The organism is Algoriphagus yeomjeoni (assembly GCF_049821175.1).
In the GTDB taxonomy this organism is placed as follows: Bacteria; Bacteroidota; Bacteroidia; order Cytophagales; family Cyclobacteriaceae; genus Algoriphagus; species Algoriphagus yeomjeoni_A.
Map to the genome: position 1 here is coordinate 3,900,293 of NZ_CP187512.1, position 17,776 is coordinate 3,918,068.

The following is a 17,776-nucleotide window of genomic DNA, read 5'->3' on the forward strand; positions in this document are numbered from 1 at the left end:
ATAAGCATAATTTCACTTCTAGAAGTGATTGCTAGGGCAAGTTCCATATCAAACTATTAACTGCCTTGAGGGGAATGACAGAAAGGGAACCTGTTAATGTTGATGAGCGAGACGATGTTGCTTTAAGATATCCTCGCCAAAGTCATTTCCGTTCTCCCTCCATATCGTGTGGATGTGATTGGCATTGTCAAGAAAGCCTACATTATCATACTCAATGATGAAGTCTGGGCTGTGGATCATGTAATAGTGAGCTTTCATAGGCTCATAGCTTCCTATCCAGCTGAAATATACTTCGTCCATTCCGCGCGCATGCAAGATCCCAAGGTATTCCTCTGCTTTTGGGTGGTCTAGATTATTAACATATTCTTCGATGAGGTAATGAAGGATTTTCTGCTGGTCAGCATTCAATTCCGAGCCTTTGATTCCTTTAAATTCCTTGATCCACTGATCTCGACCAGGGCTGGTAAGAATATCTCCAGGCACTTTTTCACTTAAGGTCGCTTTGGCTTTTTGATCATCATCAAGGGTATTCACGAACCAAAAACCGTAATCTTCTTCTTTGCTCAAAGGACGCAATCCTGCATATTGGGTCACTTCCACCACAGCTGGATCAGAACCCAGAAATAAGGGTGTCATGGAGAATTTATCCCCAGAAACAGTCAGATTGAGAGAAATGTGGTGCCCCTCGAATTTCAAACCCCAAGTATCATCCTTCTCTGGATCTCCAAGTAAGGCAATAAAGTAGTTGCCATAGTCCCAATCCAAGGTTCGGATCATCTTGATGGTATTCTCATTCATCTGCCCTTTCTGATAAGCTATCTCCATGATTTCGTGAAGAATATCATCAACCTGCATGATTGAGAATACTTTTAAATAGCCTTGAGAACTTAAGATAGTACTGAGCATCTTATGGAATTGTATCTTACTTTCTTCAGAAAGGTTACCATACTTTACTCCACTTCGAGGAGCTAGTCCTAGCGGCAAATTCGTCCACTTGGTTCTCAAACTATCAGAGAAGTCAAATTCCACCGCTGATTTCTGCTCATCAGGTAATGTTTCTATAAAGGAAACCGTTACGTTTTTAAGAGCTTCAACATCCTGTGCAAGTGCAAGGCAGCTCGTCAGGAAAAAAAGAAGGATAATTAAGCTTGGTTTAAGCATAGTTTACATAGATAAGTTTCAAAAGATAATTTTAGATAGAGTTTCACCTTAGAAATATTCACCTAATTCTTCCATCTCCATCTATGTCCTTACCAGATTGCTCTTCGAGAATTTTGAGTGTTTTGATTAATAATTCTCTGGTATTTGCCAATTCCCATTCTAGGTTTCTGACTCTTACCTCGAGCGTCTCGGCTTTTGCTTTATGGTCTTGAATTTGACTTTGCTGGATTAGGTTCCAAAATAGTCCCATTTGCTATTTACAATTATGATTTATTTCTTATTTAAATAATGGTTGAACCAGCTCAGAATTGAAGCCGATTTGCTCATCAACATACTTGGTCGATTGACTAGTCCATGGGAAGCGTTTGGTATGCGAACCATGGCGGTTTCCACTCCCTGAAGCTTGAGCGCTGCATAAAATTGCTCGGATTCAGCGATGGGGGTTCTGTAGTCATTTTCACCGGATAAAAGCATGGTTGGTGTCTTTACATTTCCTACAAATGTTATTGGAGAGCGGGCAGCATAGTTTTCTGGCTCTTCCCAAGGGTTTCCTGGAAACCAGTATTTCGTAAAAAAAGCAGGATTATCAGCATAAAGTACATGAGTAGACCAATTAATCACTGGCTTTGCGACAACCGCCGCTTTGAAGCGATTCGTCTTGGCCACAATCCATGCGGTTAGCAATCCACCGCCACTTCCGCCTGTTACAAATAGATTTTCCGTATCCACATATCCTTTTTCGATGACAGCATCCACCCCAGACATCAAGTCTGCATAATCATGATTTGGGTAATCGTGGTGAATCGAATTACCAAAATCCTGTCCATAACCAGTGCTGCCTCTCGGGTTGGAGTATAACACCACATAACCAGCCGCTGCATATTGTTGCACTTCGTATGAAAAGCTGGTTCCGTACATAGCAAATGGACCACCATGAATTTCTAAGATGAATGGATACTTTTTGCTTGGGTCAAAATTTGGTGGAGTAACTATCCAGCCCTGAATATCCAGTTGATCAAAGGAAGACTTCCACCAGATCTCCTCTACTTTTCCAATATTTCGGTATGAAAATACATCGTCGTTCAATGCTGTAATTCTTTTGATCTCTCCATCTGACCAAACTGCCAAATCAGCAGGATGATCTGCTCCGCCAAGTGTAAATGCAAACTTCGTATTGCTAGAAACAGTGTAGTCTCCGGCATTATATGGCCTTCCTATATCAAGACCTCCAAGTCCTTCCACGACTGTTCTGATTTTTCCAGTGAGCGTCACATGCCCAATTTTGGTGTCTCCCTTTTCGTCGTATTGAAAATAGATTCCTTTGCTATTGGACTCCCATTGCGGGTTTCCAGCGTCTCTATCCAAATCCGCAGTTAGGTTTTTAATTCCTGAGCCATCGGTATTCATGACGTATAGATTCATTACTTGATAACCTTGGAATGTGTCATCAAATCCAGTAAAAGCAATTTGGGAGCCATCGGGAGAAAGTACTGGAGTCCTATCGGGGCCAAATCTTGAAGTCAAAGCTTTGATTGAACCAGTGGATAAATCCAATTGATAGATTTCAGAATTGGTAGGCTCGAATTCATGGTTTTCGTTGAGATTTGCCGAGAAAAAAAGACTGGTGCCATCTTTTGACCAAAGAGGCGACCCATAATCAAATTCATCTGAGGTCCATTGCCTTGCCGTTCCTCCAGCTATTCCAATCGTAAAAATCTCTTGATTTCCGGGCTTGAGATATCCAGCTCCATCGCCACGATATTTCATGTCATCGATATAAATCGGAGCCTCATTCCATGTAGCGCCTTCTGGTTTTCCAGGGATACTCAAAAGTGACTTTTTAGCCTTTGGGACAAATTGCGTAAAAGCTAATTGCTGGTCATCGTATGACCAAGACACCGAGCCCGGTGGATTTGCCGAATTGGTTAGAGCCACAGATACCTTTGTATCCAAATACATGACGAAAAGCTTCATTTTTTCATCCTGCTGATTGGATCGATAGGCCACCTTAGTTCCGTCGTGAGACCAGACTGGACTTACATCTCTATGATTTCCTTGGGTCAAAGGCCGGTTTTGAGTACCGTCTGTGTTTGTGATCCAGAGATTGGAATAATCGCGATCGGTCATGATATCCTTGAAATTCCGAACGTAGATTACCTTGGTTCCATCAGGAGAAATCGAGGGATTGGTGACATACTCCAAGTCAAAAAGATCAGTGAGTTCCAGCTTGGTTTTTTGCTGGGCTTGTAGTCTGATCTGAGCAAAGAGTGCCAGGGCACAGATAAAAATAAATTTAATCTTCATAACTGTTTACTAAGTATTTGATAACTCATTTCTTATAATAAACTTCTTCTCCTTTTCCCATATTTCCATAGTCAAAGGAATGAATCAACTTGACTGATCCAGAAGCTACAAAATCGAATTGGAACTTCTCAAAAGTTCCGTCTGGATTTGCGGGATAAGTAAAAATATTATTGCCGCTGTAGACATATTCCTCTCCGAAAACCTCATTTTTCAACCACAGACCATTATTGTTTTTGAAAAAAGCGATAGTCTTTTTTGGGTCATTTTCAAGGCTGTATTCACCTGTCAGTCGATCTAATGAGGCTGATTCTACCTTGAGCGTAGCAGCCATTCCTATAGTATAAACTACTTGGCTAGTACCATCCGCAAGCTCTTTTATAGGTAACACCCGATCTGCTGACCGTGCAGCCCAAGGATCATTTGCGACATTTTCGTCTCCTTTGAAATACAATTGAGTGACTAAAGATTGATAGCCATCGGCAGTCACCATAAGATGAAAATGTGCAGGCCTTATCAATCCTCCTCCAGCATCGTAAGGGACAGGAAGAATGGTTTGAAACCCATAATTTCCATCCTTGTCCGTCATCACTGTGCCGCGATAGCGAAACTCTGAAGTGGAATTATCATAAACGCCTTCAGCATCGCAGTGCCATAGTTCTAACTTCGCATTTTTGTAAGGAGTAATACAATCCTGATGGAGCACTTTACCGGCTAATTCAATCTTTTTTCCTTTATCCCCCGCTATTCTTAAGTTGGAACGCATAGGGCTTTCTGGCCGATAAAATGGACCTAGAATATCTGAAGTTGTGGCACAATCACCGACGTACTTTTCTCCATTAAAATGGATAAATCCGAATGTGCTCATGGCGGTCACACTAAGTGCTGCAGAGCTAATAAATCGTCTCCTTTTCATGATTTTTGGGTTTAAGAATGTAGGTCAAAAAAACTAAAAAACAGCTATATCCTTCTGATTTTGAAAGGTCTACACTTGTAATAATACAATAAACAATCCGCTATTTTACAATTTTCAACTCGGGATTTCGCTTTAGAGCTTTAGTTGTTCTTCTTCGAAAGGAGCCTCACTGCAAAGTAAACTGCAGTGAGCACAGTTATAAAAACAAGAATTCCTGTTTTTTCATAGCCAGTCAAATTGGATAGGAAAAAGAGTATGATTCCAGCTGCCAGAATTGGGACTGTATATCCAAAAGGTATTCTGAAGTCTCCAAAATTAGCTTTCTCCTTTCTTCTCAATTTGATTACCGATAAGGCCCCACCAAAATAAACCAATAGCATACTGGCTGAAGCGATCACGGCGAGCTGTCGAAAACCGCCAATAGCTGCAAGGGTAAATCCGATTCCGGCATAAAGTAAAATGGAGTAATATGGAGTCTTGAACTTGGGATGAATTGCAGCCAATTTTTCGAATGGAATCACTCGGTCACTGGCCAATCCAAATAACACTCTTGGCAAATTCAGAATTTCTCCACTTAGCATTCCAAACATGGAAACTCCTGCAGTAATTAATAGAAGTGTGTAGCCTATTGGACCAAATACAACATTTGCCACAGATGCTAGAGGAGCTTCTTTAAACCCAGGTAATTGATCTCCCAAGACTCCTTGCGAAACTGATTGAATCAGGACATAAAGAATCAATACAAAGCCGATCCCCATGAAAATAGCCTTTGGAACTGTCTTTTGGGGGTTTTTGATCTCCCCACCGACGGTTAATCCTGCATCTCCACCTTGAAACGCAAAAAATAAAATCAGGGAAGCCGCTCCAAAATTTTTGAAGGAATCTGCATTTTCTATCATCAAATTGGAAAAGGAAACATCCTTCCAGCTGAACAGAATCAGCAAAAGTAGAGGAGTCAATTTCGCCACTGTATTGATCTTCACTAAGCCGATTCCTTGCTTCACCCCGATCACATTTAGAAAACACAAGCCTCCAAAAATGAGCAACAAAAGTAAAATACGAATGTATTGATTCGCAAAAACCGGAAAGGCCAGTGCGATCAATTCTATCAAAGCATTAGCTACAGCAGCATCTGAAAACGCACTTCCCATCACCATAAATACGGCGGCCAAAAAACCTGTATATGGCCCGAAAGCTGTTTCTACATAAGCATATGCTCCTCCAGATCGAGTCACTTTACTGCCAGCTTCGGCAAAACAAAGCATCACCAAAGCAATCAGAAATCCACAAAACAGGTACACAAAGATGCCTGCGGAACCCATAATTTCGGCTACAATCGCTGGCAAAACGAAAATCCCTGCACCGACAATAATGTTAACAATGTTGGCAGAGAGTCCCCATAAACCAATCTCTCTTTTTAACCCTGTTTCTTTTTCCATGATTACAGTTTGATTGGGTTAATAACCTCTTGCTCCGCCATCTTCACTGGAAGAATCAGAAGCGCCGGTGTATAGTTTCGTAGATGCATCGTAAGTGATGCCCATCAGTACCCCGATATTAGAAGTCGGCATAAGCGTATGTCCCATTTTTTCTAACGCCTCTCTAGTGTCTGGAGAAAGCAGATTATATTCATACAAAATTCTATCTGGAAGCCACTGATGATGGATTTTCATTGCTTCTATCGCTTTATCCACTCGCATATCATAGGCTAGCACATTCAGTACTGTCTGAAAAACGGTGTTGATAATTGTTCTTCCTCCAGGGCTTCCGATTACCAAATAGGGCTTGCCGTCTTTTGCCACAATCGTAGGTGTCATGCTGGAAAGCATGCGTTTTTCTGGAGCGACTAGATTTGGATTAGAACCGATTTGTCCGGTGGTAGTCGTTTCGCCAGGCACGGGATTGAAGTCACCCATTTCATTATTGAAGATGAAGCCAAGTTTGGAAGAACCCATTTTCACTCCATAGGAATTTTCTAAGGTATAGGTCATGGAAATGGCATTTCCGTCTTTGTCCACCACAGAAAAATGAGTGGTATTCTCTCCTCCATAGGGATGACCATATTGAGATGGATCAGAGATAGACGCTTTAGTCATATCTAGGTTTTCAAAGCGTGCTTTGGCATATTCCTTGGAAAGCAATCTATCTAAAGGCATATCCAAATTGAAATCTGGATCACCTAAAAATTCGGCTCGATCGGCGAAAGCTCTTCGCATTGCTTCGGCAACTAGATGAACATAGGCAGTGGAGTTGAACTCAACTTCAGAGATGTTCGCTTGCTCCATCAGATTCATCATTTCTATCAGTGCGACTCCGCCGGAACTTGGTGGAGGCATGGAGTAAATCTCATATCCATTAAAGGTGCCTTTTACGGGCTCACGCTCCACGGCTTCATATTTCTCCAAATCGGCTTTGGTGATAATTCCGCCGTTTGCTTTCATGTAATCTTCGATCTCCTGAGCGACCCAGCCTTTGTAGAAACCATCTCTGCCATGTTTCTGGATTTCTAGGAGTGTTTTTGCCAAAGCAGGCTGCTTCCAAATCTCTCCCGGCTTTACGATTTCTCCATTTTCTCCTCGGAAATAATCTTTCATGATGTCTTCCGAAGGATCCCTGTCACTTACTCTCACAGCAGCGTTATACAAACCCCAAGACATGGTAAATCCTTTTTTTGCCAACTCAACTGATGGTTTCACCAAATCAGCCCAAGGCAATTTTCCGTATTTCTGATGTGCTTGATAGAGTCCCGCTACCGTTCCGGGAACGCCTACAGCAAGCAAGCCTCGGTGATTTGAGTTGTCTTTGATCTTTCCATTTTCATCGAGAAACATAGTTGGGCTTGCTGCCAAAGGGGCTTTTTCACGAAAATCAAATGTGGTCACTTCGCCGGCAGAATTCAGAAAAACGATAAATCCTCCTCCTCCAATATTTCCAGCCTCAGGGTGCGTTACTTCCAAAGCGAAGGCAGTTGCGACTGCTGCGTCGATAGCATTTCCACCCTTTTTCAAAATATCTACTCCGACCTGAGACGCAATGACATGGTCAGAGACGACCATTCCATTTTCCGCATAGGTTTGGGCTTGGATGTCACTGGTAAAAAATAAAAGAAGGAATGAGTAGCCTACCGCTACCTTTTTAATAAAGTTAGTTTTCATCAAGTATAAAGGTTGGTAAAGTGTGGTTTGAGTAAAAATAAGAGAAAATACTAGATCATTGGTAAGAGTTCTGATAAGTGGAAAAATGGAAGTTATTTCTATTCATATCCTTTTTATTTAACCTCCAGACGGTGATTCACTGTTAATCTGAAAATATCCCGATTATAATAGCCACCTAATTGACGTTGATTAATCCATTTTTGATAGGTGAGGTCCATGTTTAATGCTGACGAAAAAGTAAAATTCACTCCGGCTATTAACCTGTTCTGGTCAAATGTATGATTCACGTTTCCCCCAGCCTGCACCATCAGCTCATCCCCTGCAATTAATTTCAAGAGTTGATTTTCTTTAATCTTCCAAATAGCGTAAGAAGCCATAATGCGATAGCGAAATCTAAAACTTCCGAAAAAGTAGCCGTCTGCCAATTCCGAAGCTACTAAATTCAGATGGTGAAAATACCGGGCTTCTGCTCGGTAACGATGATCAATTGTTAGTTTGTTGAGCTTTTGCTTATATGCCATTTCTAGATGAGGCCGTAACTCAGGCTCTACGAGGTCAAGCTCGGAATAAGGATTGCTTGGACTTTGGAAAAAGCCTGCAAAACCAGCAGAGGCTTCCCATCCACTTTCTCCTAATTTGCGATGAATGTGAGCTCTAAGTGACCATTGATGCTGAACCAAAGGATGAACAAAATGCCTTTCCTGCACCTCAGCTATTATAGACCATTTTTCACCAACCGGAACTGTGAAAAAATATCCGTACCAGATTAGTTGCTGATGGATGACATCCTTCTGAGCCAAGGTTAGTTTTGGCCAAAAACTCAGGATTACGAAAATAGAGGAAAATGCAACTGCTTTCAAAAGAGCAAATTAAGCTACAATTTTACACTAAATCCTAGTAATTTAATAGGGTAATAGAAAATATATATTTGTTGAAAAAAATCAGTATCAACGATCTCTCTTACGGGGTTTTGACTTTCATGAGTAAACCTATATTTTTTCAAACTTATCCACAGTCAAATCGGATTTGACATCACCTGTGTGCTTGGTGTTTTGAGGCTCAAAAAGTAAGATCCAAGCTTCCTCCTCAGCGACAGGTCTGTGTTCTACTCCACGCGGAACGACGAGCATTTCCCCTTCGTTCAGAGTGACGCTTTCTCCTTTGAACTCAATTTTTAATGAACCTTTCACTATTAGAAAAAGCTCGTCCTCATCGGTATGATTATGCCAAACGAATTCACCTTTCACTTTAGCCAGCTTCACATCCTGACCATTTAGCTCGCCAATGATCTTGGGAGTCCACAGTTCCTTAATCAAGCCAAATTTCTCGTTAATATTTACTTTTTCCATAGTTTATCAATTCCTGCATTTGCTACTGTTAAGCTGTATGAATTTAGGAAAATTATTGGGTCACTTACATGATATTTACGCTCTTTTATGTCAGAAAAAGAGAGGTAAATCGGAAAATATCCGATTTTTGTATTAATATTTGACATTATGGAAGTTTCTGAACTCTTGGAAGGATATCATGAAGAACCGTTAACCAGGCAGGTTATGCTTTCCCTTTTGAGAAGTTATAAGAGGCCAAATGATAAGATTTCAGAATTAGTGAAATCTGATTGGCTTACAATTGTGAAAAATGGAATCTATATTCCCGGACCAAAAAGTAAATTAACTAGGCCTGAACCCTTTCTCTTAGCCAATCATATCTGGGGTCCAAGCTATGTTTCTATGGAATCCGCACTCTCTTATTGGGGGATGATACCTGAACGAGTTTTTGAAATTACTTCGGTGACTGTCAAATCTACAAAAGCTTATAAGACAGCCGTAGGAAGGTTTAGTTACAAACAGGCACCCTTACCCTATTATACTTTTGGCATTCGCAGTGTAAATCTAACCCCAAGACAAACTGCAATGATAGCTTCTCCTGAAAAGGCCATTTGTGATAAGATAATTATGACTCCAGGAATTAACCTGAGAAGCAATAAACAGGTCATGGATTTCTTAATTGAAGATATGAGAATTGATGAAGATTTACTTCTAAAATTTGATTTGGAAGCTTTGAGCTCGTGGATTCCTGATGCAGCGAAGAAACCCAGTCTGGAGATGGCTGTCAAAACTATTCAAAGCTTATGATTCAAGAATGGATTGAACAGTATAACCCCAAGACGCAAGAAGATTATTTTGCTGCGATACGTGAAATCATGCAGGATGTAGCTTTGGCAGGATTACAACGTGCGGCATTTTTTGAGAAGGCTGCATTCTATGGAGGAACTGCTTTACGGGTTTTTTACGGTTTGGATAGATATTCCGAGGATCTTGATTTTTCCTTATTGAAAAAAGATTCAGACTTTTCCCTCGAAGTTTACTTTGAGGCCATCATTACAGAGTTTGAGGCGATAGGGATGAACGTAAGAATTATGGAAAAAAAAAAGCAAGTCGACTCAAGTATAGACTCTGCTTTCTTAAAATCAGCTACCGTTTGGAAAGAGTTGGAGTTGCAAGGTATTGTACCACAAGCTGGAGTGAAACATATGCCAACTATTAAGATTAAAATTGAAGTGGACAGAGAACCCCCTTTGGGATTCGAAACTGAAGAAAAATTATTGCTTCGCCCATTTTCTTTTTATGTCAAATGCTTTACGCCACCAAGCCTCTTTGCAGGCAAGATGCACGCTTTGCTGTTCAGAAAGTGGAAAAATAGAGTTAAAGGACGTGATTGGTATGACATGGAGTGGTATATCAAAAAAGGAATTCTATTGGATCTTAATCACTTTCTTCACCGAGCTAGAGACACAGGAGATTGGCATAAAGAAACAATAACCAAGGAGGAATTTATCAACCTATTAATTTCTAAAATATCAACTGTAGATTTTGGGGGTATTCGAGTTGATGTTGTACGGTTCATTCCCAATGAAAGTGTAATTGCCATTTGGAGCCGGCAATATTTTACGGATTTAATAAAAAAATTGAAGTTTTATAATAGCTAACTAGACATTCATCCGTCAGCGGACATCCAACACCCCGCCTTCTCACCCAAACTTCATCCTCTGAATCCGTATGGCATTCAATATTGCCAATAATGCCACTCCCACATCCGCGAAAACTGCAGCCCACATCGTCGCTATACCTAAGGCCCCTAGAATTAACACCAGCAGTTTTATTCCAAAAGCAAACCCGATGTTCTGCCAGACGATCTTCTTGGTCTTTTTCCCAATGGAAATGGCAATGGGAATTTTACTTGGCCTATCATCTTGGATCACCACATCAGCAGTTTCTATGGTTGCATCAGATCCCAGGCCGCCCATCGCGATACCTACATCGGAAATCGCAACCACGGGAGCATCATTCACTCCATCACCCACGAAGGCTACAGTCCCTGTTTGAGCTTTGATTTCTTTGACTTTTTGCACTTTATCTTCAGGAAGCAAATCACCAAATGCATTGGGAATACCCAGTTTATCCGCGACAAACTTGACGACGTTGCTTTTATCGCCACTTAGCATGGTGATGCCAACTCCCATAGATTTGAGTTGAGCTATGGTGTGCTGAGCATCGGATTTTATACTATCCGCTATGGTTAGATAGCCAGCAAATTTTCCATCATAAGCTATAGCTACCAAAGTGAAAACAATCCCGGAGGGATCGATGGAATAAGGAATGGAATACTTGTCCAGAAGTTTGAAATTTCCAACAAGCAGTTCTTTTCTATCTATTTGGGCTTTCAAGCCATGACCGGCTACCTCTTCTACATTTTCCAAAACAATGCTGGAATCAATCTCACCCACATGTTTTTTAATGGCAGTTGAGATTGGGTGCGTACTTTTGCTTTCTAATGCATTGACTAAATCAAGGATTTTTGACTGCTCAAATTCAGGCCGAAGATGAACTTCTTGTACATCGAAAACGCCTTCAGTCATCGTTCCTGTCTTGTCCATCACCACATTTTTGATCTCAGTAATGCTATCAAGAAAATTACTTCCCTTGAACAAAATGCCATGTTTACTCGCTGCTCCGATTCCTCCAAAATACCCCAACGGAATACTGATCACCAACCCACAGGGACAGGAAATCACCAAGAAAATCAGTGCCCGATACAGCCAATCACTGAATTCGTAACTGTCCACAAAGAGGAAGGGGAGAAAGCAAATTCCTATTGCTAGATAGACCACAATAGGTGTGTAGATTTTTGCGAATTTTCGGATGAAAAGCTCTGTAGGAGCCTTTTGAGCAGTTGCATTTTGAACCAATTCAAGAATTCTGGAAAGCTTACTATCGGTGTAAGCTGTAGTCACTTTGACTTGCGATACAGTATTCAGATTCACCATTCCAGCTAATACCTCCGCGCCTTTTTCTTTGGAATCAGGCTTGCTTTCTCCAGTTAGTGCGGAGGTGTTAAATGAAGCTTTCTCAGAAAGTAGCTCGCCGTCTAAGCCAAGCTTTTCTCCGGCTTTCAATTGAATGATATCCCCGATTTTTGCGGTGGCAGCTTTGATCGTTTTGGCAGAATTTCCTTCCAAAATCGTCACTTCCGCTGGCCGTTGATCAAGTAGCGTCTTAATATTCGTCTTTGCCCGCGTAACTGCCATAGCCTGAAAAACCTCGCCAACGGAATAGAAAAGCATTACTGCTACCCCTTCAGGATACTCACCGATCGCAAAGGCCCCAACCGTTGCAATTCCCATCAGCAGGAATTCTGAGAAAATATCACCTTTCAATATACTTCCCCACGCTTCTTTCAAAACAGGTAAACCAACAGGCAAATAGGCTACTAAATACCAGCCAAAGCGAATCCACCCTTGGAACCAATTCTGTGGAAAAATATGATCGAAACCGAGTCCAATCGTCATCACCACAAATGAAAAAATAGCAGGTGCAAAAAATCTTAGCAGGCTTTCTTCTTTTGAAATAGAATGGTCGTGATCATGTCCGCTATCATGCGAATGCTCTTCATGATTTACTTTTTCATCTACTGCGCAGCAATCACTCTCCAACTGGCTTTTTTGATTATTGCTTGTCATAAAGCTGCTTTAATTTTTCTTCATCAAGTTCATTACCACATCTACTGGCAACTGCTCGACTTTGTGGCCTTGGTTTCCTGTCATCGTTTCGGCTGCAAACAGGGAATTTACAATGGCTTCCTCTGTAGCCTCAATCACACCTAAAAAGAGGGAAGTCATGTCATCATTTCGTATAAATTCGCCACTTTCCAATGCTCCTGATTTTGCAGAATATGGAATTCGAAGTCCCTCTGCCGTACTAAATGCAATCACATAATCACCAGATCCATTTGACGCGATACCTCCTGTTTTGGCAAGACCCATGATGGCGCGTTTAGCCATTCTCTCCAAATTACGCTCCAGCACGGGAGCGTCAGTTGCCAATACGATCATGCAGCTTCCGTCAGATTTTTCCATCGCATCGCGAAATGGATACCTTCCCATTTCTTCTCCCACGGCGACTCCATCGATCTGAAGATTTCCTCCGAAATTTGTCTGTACCAAAACCCCGATTGTGTAGCCTCCCAAACTTTCGGGAAGTTTTCGTGAGGCAGTTCCAATTCCGCCTTTCCAGCCAAAGCAAACCGTACCAGTTCCAGCACCCACATTTCCTTCAGTGACTTTGCCACTTTCTGCCGATTTGATCGTTTGGATGACTTCTTCTGGAGAAATTTGCATTCCGCGGATATCATTGAGATAGCCATCATTCGTTTCACCGACCACAGCATTCACTGATTGGGCATTTTCATTTCGTTCTAAAGAATAACGAACCGCACCTTCTATTCCAGCGGCCACGCTGAGTGTATTAGTCAAAATAATGGGAGTCTCAATATTTCCCAATTCCTGCACTTGTGTGACGCCAGCCAACTTTCCAAAGCCATTTCCAACATAAATAGCTGCAGGGACTTTCTGCTGAAAGAGATTTCCTCCGTGTGGCAAAATGGCGGTTACTCCAGTGCGAATATTGTCTCCTTCTATTTTGGTGAAATGCCCCACTTTCACTCCGGGAACGTCAGTAATTGCATTGAGCGAACCCGTCGGAAGTACTCCGAAAATGATCCCTTTTTCACGTGGTCTTTCCTGAGAAAATGCTGCTGAGGTAGATAAAAGTAGGATTGTGATTAAGTAGTTGAGGTGCTTCATAGCTGGGAGTTTCCCGAATTTAAACTTTATGCATTGAAGGAAAAATTACTTGGTCCACCAATCCAAATAATTAAGAGCTTTTTGATTTGATAATAGTTTTTTCTTACCTATTTGTCCGGAAAAATGGGAATGCACAGCGCATCTTTTAAATTAGCATTCGGCTCAGAAGAAAATTAGGAATGATGACTTCGAATTAGCTCAGTCTGAAAGCGATTGTGATCTCAGATTCTTTTTCTGGGATTGAATTTTAATATGGTCTGAAGAATAAATACTTGCTAGCGTCCTCTGTGTTTCCCGATAATCGGGACTCCGCGCCTTCTTTGCGGTTAAATAAATCAACATGCTCAAAAAAGAACGATACGAAGCCATCATCAATCACTTTCGGGAAAATATGCCCATTGCTGAAACAGAACTTCAGTATGAAAATCCTTTCCAACTCCTGTGTGCAGTGGTACTTTCGGCGCAATGCACAGACAAGCGGATCAACATGGTGACGCCAGCTTTATTTGAAAAATTCCCTGAACCTGAGTTTTTGGCCGCTTCGAATTTTGATGAACTTTTCCCCTACATCAAAACCGTTTCTTATCCGAATAATAAGACTAAGCATCTTTTAGGCTTGGGCAAAATGCTCATGGAAGACTTTGGAGGTGAGGTTCCTTCGACCGTTCCTGAGTTGATCAAACTTCCTGGTGTGGGTAGAAAAACAGCAAATGTCATTACCTCGGTCGTCTGGAATCAGCCAAATATGGCTGTCGATACGCATGTTTTTAGAGTTTCGAAAAGACTGGGTTTAGTCTCGCAAACAGCCAAAACTCCTTTGGAAGTAGAAAAACAACTAATCCGCCACATCCCTAAAGAGTTTGTGCATATCGCACATCATTGGCTGATTTTGCATGGGAGATACGTGTGTTTGGCTCGAAGGCCAAAATGTGAAGAATGCACGCTGACCCATTTGTGTAAGTATTTTGAGAAAAATCAGGGCAAAATCACCAAAGTAGAATCTGATAATTAATGTGTGGAATCCATCTGATCTGGGGAAAAGGCGCAAATGAAGAAGCTATTAATAGCATGCTTCAGCAAAGTCAGCATCGTGGTCCAGATCAGCAAGCAAGCTTAAGTCCATGGCCTGGACTTTGGATAGGCGTAAGTCGCCTGAAAATTCTACATACTGGGGTGGAAGCAGACCAGCCATTTTGGGCTCCAGATGGAGCTTCCCTATTGATTTGGAATGGTGAACTATACAATTATAAAGCCTTAAAAAATATCCTGGCGAAGATGGGAATCATCTTCATTACAAAATCAGACACTGAGGTAGTTTTGCATGTACTTCGAGTTTTTGGTACGAAAGGAGTGGAGCAACTTCAAGGTATGTTTGTTTTGATTTTTGTGGATTTAAGAGATAAATCTCTGATTGTCGCAAGAGATGGAAATGGTGAAAAACCACTTTACTATGCTCAAAATCCAGATACTCTTATCCTTTCTTCAGAATGCAGAAGTATTCAAGAATTAAAGTCCTCGAAGGTCGATTCAAAGCATTTTGAAAACTATTTCTACCTGAGAGCACCTCATTTGGGCAATACTTTTTTCAAAGGAATCCATGAATGGAAACCTGAGCGATACAGTAAAATTTTAAGTCACTCAGCATTTCGATGGGATAAAATCTCCATCAAAGCAAAACCATCTGCTGAACCAATTTTTGACTCCTTCAAAACCACGCTAAATGAAGTCGTTTTGAATCAATTTCGAGCGGATGTCCCTGTGGGAGTGCAGCTCAGCGGGGGAGCAGATAGTTCGCTTCTCTACGCGATTTGGTATAAGGAAACGGGAATTCCCTTACCTACCTACACCATTCAAACAGAGGAAAAATATCGAAAGAAATATGCGGATGGAGTTGCAGCAAGACGCTTCACGGAAAAATGTCCTTCCTTTAACCATCAAATTACTATCAATCAAAAAACATTCTGGGAAAACTGGGATGAATATCTGAAAAGTGTGGATCTACCTATTGGGGATTCAGCAGGATTTTTGACTTGGATGATCGGGGGAGAAGCGAGAAAATCTGTGAAAGTACTGATTTCGGGCGCTGGTGCTGACGAACTTTGGGGAGGATATCAGCGACATAAGGCATTTGATATTTACCAAAAACATAAAGAGTTACTCCTAAGATTTCAGGGAATTTTGGGAAATATACCTCTGGGTAGAAGTTACCAAAAGTTCATTTCAGCAATCGACCCAAGTCCTCAAAAGACCTTTCTTAATTTCAGTGGATTGGAAAACCTACCAGATGATTTGGCTGAAGATCATTCCAGAATTTTTAATAAAAACCTCCCGGAATACACTCAAATGTTGGATTTTGACCGACAAGTTTACCTAGTCCAAGATGTGCTGAAGATTCAGGACAATGCCTTGATGGCACATAGCATAGAAGGAAGAAGTCCTTACTTAGACGCTTCAATGCTAGCATTGTGGAAGAATGTAAAAAACGAGAATTCGTTAAAAGGCAAGCCTTGGATCAAGCAATATTTAAATGAGTTGGAACTCAACTGGATTTCTGAGCGTAAGAAAATGGGCTTTGGGTTGCCTTTGAAAGAATGGTTTGCAGAAAATGGAGAATTTGCCAGCCGCGTTTTCAATTCGATAACAGCCTTTGAAAAATCTCACGGAGAATATTTCCCTGAAAGAATGAGAGAAATTTCCTCCAGACCTGAGCTTTTCGTGAAGCAACATTTTTTAATACTCTATAACCTGTTTCTTCTTGCAGAATGGGTGAAATTGCACAAGCTATGAGGATCATTTACATCCATCAGTATTTCAAAACGCCGCAAGAAGGAGGAGCTGTGCGTTCATTTCACCTGGCAAAGGGACTAGTAGATGCAGGACACGAAGTGGAAATGATCACTGGTGGAGGGCAAGAAGGATATGATCAGCGCTGGATAGAAGGGATTAAAGTTCATTATTTACCCGTTAGTTACGATCAGAAATTTGGATTTATTAAAAGAGTCTGGTCTTTTTTAAGCTATGTCCGGCAAGCTAAAAAATTAATTAAGAAGCTTCCTCGGCCTGATTTGATGTATGTCACTTCCACTCCTTTGACTACAGGATTGCTTGGACTTTGGGCAAAAAAAAAGTTGGCGATCCCATATATTTTTGAAGTTAGAGACCTCTGGCCGCAGGCTCCCATAGAAGTTGGGGCGATCAGTAATCCTATCTTAAAAAAGAGCTTAGTTTCCCTAGAGAAGAAAATCTACCAGCAAGCAATGAGTCTAGTTGCCCTCTCTCCCGGAATAGCGGCTCACCTTCGGAAAGTTACCCCTGCACAACGGATTCACTTGATTCCAAATTTCTCAGACTTGGACAGGTTTTATCCAATGGAGAAAAGAAAAGAGATTCTTGATGAGTTTGGGTTAACCACTAGCCTGACTATTGCCTATACTGGAGCATTAGGAAAAGTAAATGCAGTAGAAGAGCTCTTGAATCTAGCAGAATTGGCTCAAAATCGAGGAAAAAACTGGCATTTTCTGATTATGGGTGAGGGCAGTCATGAAGCTCAATTGAGAAAAATAGCATTGGAAAAATCTCTTGTAAGTATTCGTTTTATTCCCTTTGGCTCCAAAGAAAAGGTAAATGAAGTCTTGAGTTTGGCAGATTTAGCCTGGATTTCTTTCGCGCATTTACCTGTTTTGAAAACGAACAGTCCTAATAAATTTTTTGACGCTTTGGCAGCAGGCAAAGCAGTTTTGGTTAACCATAAGGGTTGGGTGTTTGATTTGATGAAGACGCATCATCTAGGAATTAATTGCCTTCCATCTAAGATTGAGTCAGCTTTTGCGAAGCTTGAAAGCCTGGAAAGGAATCCAAAAGAATTGGAAAAAATGGGGGCAAATTCGCGGAGGCTGGCAGAGCAACATTTCACCAAAGAACTGGCTATTTCTCACTTGATAAAAGTGATATTACCTGGAAAGAACGAAAACTCATCTGATAAAGATTATATCATTTTGACAGGTTAGCCCCATTTTTTTATTGGAATGCCTATCCCTCTTGAGAGATCTATTACGAGTTCTTTGCTTCAAAACAGCGTTATAACTAGTTGATAACTAAATT

The 17,776-nt window shown here is 41.2% G+C and carries 15 protein-coding genes; 5 read left to right on the top strand and 10 right to left on the bottom strand.

Going from position 1 to position 17,776, the window contains the following annotated elements; genetic code table 11:
• Window positions 1-93 precede the first annotated feature (93 nt).
• The 8 genes from ACPUEN_RS15730 to ACPUEN_RS15765 form a co-directional block, all read right to left on the bottom strand.
• Complete coding sequence (locus ACPUEN_RS15730; RefSeq protein WP_425636849.1) at window positions 94-1,161, bottom strand: DUF3500 domain-containing protein; 1,068 nt, start codon at window positions 1,159-1,161, stop codon at window positions 94-96.
• Window positions 1,162-1,219: 58 nt separating this feature from the next.
• A complete protein-coding gene (locus ACPUEN_RS15735) occupies window positions 1,220-1,411 on the bottom strand; it encodes a hypothetical protein (RefSeq protein ID WP_425636850.1) in 192 nt (63 codons plus the stop codon).
• Window positions 1,412-1,431: 20 nt separating this feature from the next.
• Complete coding sequence (locus ACPUEN_RS15740) at window positions 1,432-3,465, bottom strand: prolyl oligopeptidase family serine peptidase (RefSeq protein WP_425636851.1); 2,034 nt, start codon at window positions 3,463-3,465, stop codon at window positions 1,432-1,434.
• A gap of 25 nt (window positions 3,466-3,490) precedes the next feature.
• Entirely contained in the window at window positions 3,491-4,378 is an 888-nt protein-coding gene (locus ACPUEN_RS15745; protein ID WP_425636852.1) for a catechol 1,2-dioxygenase, read from the bottom strand.
• A 140-nt stretch (window positions 4,379-4,518) separates the two neighbouring features.
• Window positions 4,519-5,817 (bottom strand): APC family permease, encoded by a 1,299-nt coding sequence (locus ACPUEN_RS15750; protein ID WP_425636853.1) that lies wholly within the window; start codon window positions 5,815-5,817, stop codon window positions 4,519-4,521.
• Between the two features lie 18 nt (window positions 5,818-5,835).
• The gene (gene ggt / locus ACPUEN_RS15755) at window positions 5,836-7,533 is read right to left on the bottom strand and encodes a gamma-glutamyltransferase (protein WP_425636854.1); all 1,698 of its coding nucleotides are present in this window, start codon (window positions 7,531-7,533) and stop codon (window positions 5,836-5,838) included.
• 113 nt (window positions 7,534-7,646) lie between these two features.
• Window positions 7,647-8,393 (bottom strand): DUF2490 domain-containing protein, encoded by a 747-nt coding sequence (locus tag ACPUEN_RS15760; RefSeq protein WP_425636855.1) that lies wholly within the window; start codon window positions 8,391-8,393, stop codon window positions 7,647-7,649.
• Window positions 8,394-8,522: 129 nt separating this feature from the next.
• Window positions 8,523-8,882, bottom strand: a complete 360-nt coding sequence (locus ACPUEN_RS15765) for a cupin domain-containing protein (protein WP_425636856.1) — start codon at window positions 8,880-8,882, stop codon at window positions 8,523-8,525.
• Between the two features lie 147 nt (window positions 8,883-9,029).
• On the opposite strand from ACPUEN_RS15765, the gene ACPUEN_RS15770 reads away from it, so the two are divergent.
• Entirely contained in the window at window positions 9,030-9,668 is a 639-nt protein-coding gene (locus tag ACPUEN_RS15770; protein ID WP_425636857.1) for a type IV toxin-antitoxin system AbiEi family antitoxin domain-containing protein, read from the top strand.
• Window positions 9,665-10,522, top strand: a complete 858-nt coding sequence (locus tag ACPUEN_RS15775) for a nucleotidyl transferase AbiEii/AbiGii toxin family protein (RefSeq protein ID WP_425636858.1) — start codon at window positions 9,665-9,667, stop codon at window positions 10,520-10,522. Before ACPUEN_RS15770 ends, ACPUEN_RS15775 begins: the two co-directional genes overlap by 4 nt.
• Before the next feature lie 42 nt (window positions 10,523-10,564).
• Here the strand turns inward: ACPUEN_RS15775 and ACPUEN_RS15780 are convergent, their stop codons facing one another.
• Both ACPUEN_RS15780 and ACPUEN_RS15785 read right to left on the bottom strand, forming a co-directional pair.
• Complete coding sequence (locus tag ACPUEN_RS15780; protein ID WP_425636859.1) at window positions 10,565-12,553, bottom strand: heavy metal translocating P-type ATPase; 1,989 nt, start codon at window positions 12,551-12,553, stop codon at window positions 10,565-10,567.
• A 9-nt stretch (window positions 12,554-12,562) separates the two neighbouring features.
• A complete protein-coding gene (locus ACPUEN_RS15785; RefSeq protein ID WP_425636860.1) occupies window positions 12,563-13,675 on the bottom strand; it encodes a P1 family peptidase in 1,113 nt (370 codons plus the stop codon).
• A gap of 340 nt (window positions 13,676-14,015) precedes the next feature.
• Between ACPUEN_RS15785 and nth the strand changes: the two genes are divergently transcribed.
• The 3 genes from nth to ACPUEN_RS15800 are packed head-to-tail and all read left to right on the top strand — an operon-like array spanning window position 14,016 to window position 17,682.
• Window positions 14,016-14,687 (top strand): endonuclease III, encoded by a 672-nt coding sequence (nth, locus tag ACPUEN_RS15790; protein WP_425636861.1) that lies wholly within the window; start codon window positions 14,016-14,018, stop codon window positions 14,685-14,687.
• Window positions 14,687-16,462 carry an asparagine synthase (glutamine-hydrolyzing) gene (asnB, locus tag ACPUEN_RS15795; protein WP_425636862.1) on the top strand — a complete coding sequence of 592 codons (1,776 nt, stop codon included), beginning with the start codon at window positions 14,687-14,689 and terminating at the stop codon, window positions 16,460-16,462. Before nth ends, asnB begins: the two co-directional genes overlap by 1 nt.
• The gene (locus ACPUEN_RS15800; RefSeq protein ID WP_425636863.1) at window positions 16,459-17,682 is read left to right on the top strand and encodes a glycosyltransferase family 4 protein; all 1,224 of its coding nucleotides are present in this window, start codon (window positions 16,459-16,461) and stop codon (window positions 17,680-17,682) included. Before asnB ends, ACPUEN_RS15800 begins: the two co-directional genes overlap by 4 nt.
• The last annotated feature ends 94 nt before the right edge of the window (window positions 17,683-17,776 follow it).